General features: G+C 46.5%; 1 pseudogene. It reads left to right on the top strand.

The features are described from left to right. Nucleotides 1–318, top strand: a pseudogene (locus OGV65_RS00080) (T6SS immunity protein Tli3 family protein); the annotation flags it as partial.

Raw genomic sequence — 318 nt, 5'->3', positions numbered from 1 at the left:
GCAGAATCATTTGTATATGAGTTCATACCCTTTTGACGATCCGCGTCTAAAACCCGGCGGGCCGGGTATAGATTATAAATACTTTGATGACACGTATTATCTCTATAAACCAGGCAAACATAAATCCAATGGCGAGTATGTGGACGGTCATACCAGTCCTGAGTTTCCTGGACGAGCCTGGGGGACAGTCGTTTTTATGAAAACTGCTTTAGCCCATTTAACGGAGGGTTATAAGGCAAATTATCAAAACCTGCCCGACAAAGAACCAGAGGTGGTGGGCTATAAGGGATGGACCCGGATGCGCTGTGACCTGGATGC

It is taken from the genome of Citrobacter sp. Cb004, assembly GCF_030337065.1.
Classification (GTDB): Bacteria; Pseudomonadota; Gammaproteobacteria; order Enterobacterales; family Enterobacteriaceae; genus Citrobacter; species Citrobacter braakii.
Note: the sequence above shows the minus strand (reverse complement) of the source record. Positions and strands in the feature narration are given on the sequence as shown.